Source organism: Mesorhizobium sp. M2E.F.Ca.ET.209.01.1.1, assembly GCF_004010375.2.
Lineage (GTDB): Bacteria > Pseudomonadota > Alphaproteobacteria > Rhizobiales > Rhizobiaceae > Mesorhizobium.
On sequence record NZ_SADP02000397.1, the window covers coordinates 1 to 355 of the forward strand.

Sequence of the window (355 nt, forward strand, 5' to 3'; positions counted from 1 at the left end):
AGTAACGTCCGTTCCTGCCGCGCCAACCGGGGCAAGGCGCGGCGTTACGGCACGTTGTTCCCCGATCGAATTGTCTGCTTTCGTCTGCGTGACGATACGCCTGCTCCTGCGCAGGGTCAACGGAATCAGCGGAAAGCCCAGCGCATCGACCCCGTCCCGAAGGCGGTGGTCGCGCCGAGCTCCTGTTGGTCCCGGAGACCGCGGAGTCTCTGGGTTGCTGGTCATGGGGGCTTCCTTTCCGGGGCCGCACCATGCGGCACCTGGACATCAGTCGCTGGCCGGCGTGGAAAGGTTCATGGAAGCCTTGCGCAGAATGCTTGCGCGCGATGCCGCCTGTTCTTATATACGCGCCAAG

At 64.2% G+C, this 355-nt stretch carries 1 pseudogene; it reads right to left on the reverse strand.

The features are described 5' to 3' along the window. A pseudogene (locus tag EN852_RS41860) lies at positions 1 to 225 on the reverse strand (hypothetical protein); the annotation flags it as partial. Positions 226 to 355: the final 130 nt, after the last annotated feature.